Raw genomic sequence first — 1,969 nt, forward strand, 5'->3', positions numbered from 1 at the left:
GCTTCCGACACTGGGCGGGCTTCAGGCGGACGTCATCGGCCTCGATTGGCGCGTGCCGATCGCGGAAGGCCGCAGCCGGCTCGGCGGCCGCTTCGCCGTACAGGGCAACCTCGACCCGGTAGTGCTTACGGCGCCCGACGAGGTGATCGAGGAGCATGCCCGCCGTATTATCGATCAGGGGCTGGAGCAACCGGGCTATATATTCAATCTGGGACACGGCTTGTTTCCGGAGGCCTCGCTGGAGAAGTTGCGGCGGTTGACCGCCTATATTCACCGCTATTCCGCCGAGGCCATTGCGGGAGGCCGCGCGTCAAAGGAGGCGGCAGGACTTGGCTGAACGGAAAATCGGCGTGCTCGTGATGTCTTATGGGACGCCCGCAAGCATGGATGACATCGAAGCCTACTATACGCATATCAGACGGGGACATGCGCCGACGCCTGAGCAGCTGGCCGATTTGGCCGGGCGCTATGAAGCGATCGTCGGAGGCGTCTTCCCGCTCCGGGAGAATACGGACCGCCAGGTTCAGGGGCTGCAGGAGACGCTGAACCGGCTCGAGCCCGGCGTTTTTTGCTGCTATCAGGGCTTGAAGCATGCGCAGCCGTATATCGAGGAAGGTATCGGGGCAATGGCTTCGGACGGCGTGGCAGAGGCGGTCGGCATCGTGCTGGCCCCGCATTATTCGGTGATGAGCGTCGGCGGCTACATCAAGCGCGCCAAGGAAAAGGCGGAGGCGCTCGGCATCCGCATGACGTTCGTGGAGGAATACCATCTTCATCCGAAGCTGATCGCCACGCTGGCGGACCGGGTAGCCGGAGGCCTGGCCAAGTTCGGCGGCGACGTGACGCCCGCCACCGTCAAGGTGCTGTTCAGCGCGCACAGCTTGCCGGAGAAAATTTTGGGGATGGGCGATCCTTATGTGAGCCAGCTGCTCGCAACGTCCGGCGCGGTCGCCGAAGCGGCGGGGACGGACAACTGGCAGTTTACATGGCAGAGCGCGGGACGCACGCGGGAGCCCTGGCTCGGTCCGGATATTCTCGAAACGCTGCGCGAGCTCAGCACGCAAGGGGTCAAGCATGTGCTATCCGCGCCGATCGGCTTCGTGTCGGATCATTTGGAGGTGTTGTATGACCTGGACATTGAGGCGAAGGCTTTCGCGGCGGAGCTCGGCATCCGGCTCGAGCGGATTGAAATGCTGAACACCGATCCGTTCTATATGGATACCTTGGCCGAATCGGTCATGAGCGCGCTGAATGAAAGAGGTTGATGATATGCGGAGAACGGGACGCGCCATCCGGGCGGTTATTATCGGCGGGGGAATAAGCGGACTCAGCTCCGCTTTTTATTTGCGCCGGCATGCCGCGGAGCGGGGGTGCGAAGCAGAGATAACGATCATCGAGCCGGCGCCTGAGCTGGGCGGCAAAATCAGCACCCTCCGCAAGGATGGCTTCGTCATCGAGAAAGGCCCGGATTCGTTCCTGGCCCGGAAGCAGCCGATCATTGACCTGGCGGACGAGCTTGGGCTGGCGGACGAGCTTGTGCCGATCAATCCGTCCGGCAAACGCGCGTACATTCTGCATCGGAGCAAGCTGCATCCGATGCCGCAAGGGCTTGTGCTGGGCATCCCGACGGAGATCGCGCCGTTCGCGGCGACGCGTCTGCTGTCGGCCGGCGGCAAGTTGCGCGCTGCGCTCGATTTTGTGCTGCCTGCCCGGAAAGGGCGGGAGGACGAATCGATCGGCGTGTTTCTCGAGCGCCGGCTCGGACCCGAGGTGGTCGAGCGGGTGGCGGAGCCGCTCCTTGCGGGGATTTACGCAGGAGAGCTCGACAAGCTGAGTCTGCAGGCGACGTTCCCGCAGTTCCGCGAGGCCGAGCGCAAACACGGCAGCCTTATCCGCGGGATGCGGCGCAGCCGGAAGGCGTCCTCCGCGCAAGCGGGAACGGGCGGCCGGTTCGGGAACGTCACGTTCC

At 63.7% G+C, this 1,969-nt stretch carries 3 protein-coding genes; all 3 read left to right on the plus strand.

What is annotated here, in order from left to right; translation table 11 throughout:
- A partial coding sequence (locus BG52_RS16545; protein ID WP_036580787.1) for a uroporphyrinogen decarboxylase family protein occupies window positions 1-337 on the plus strand: 337 nt, incomplete at its 5' end.
- Window positions 330-1,265 carry a ferrochelatase gene (gene hemH / locus BG52_RS11635; protein ID WP_081793823.1) on the plus strand — a complete coding sequence of 312 codons (936 nt, stop codon included), beginning with the start codon at window positions 330-332 and terminating at the stop codon, window positions 1,263-1,265. The genes BG52_RS16545 and hemH, both read left to right, overlap by 8 nt.
- Window positions 1,266-1,269: 4 nt before the next feature.
- On the plus strand, window positions 1,270-1,969 hold a 700-nt coding region (gene hemG, locus BG52_RS11640), incomplete at its 3' end, for a protoporphyrinogen oxidase (protein WP_036667299.1).

Source organism: Paenibacillus darwinianus (genome assembly GCF_000598065.1).
Taxonomy (GTDB): Bacteria; Bacillota; Bacilli; order Paenibacillales; family Paenibacillaceae; genus Paenibacillus_I; species Paenibacillus_I darwinianus.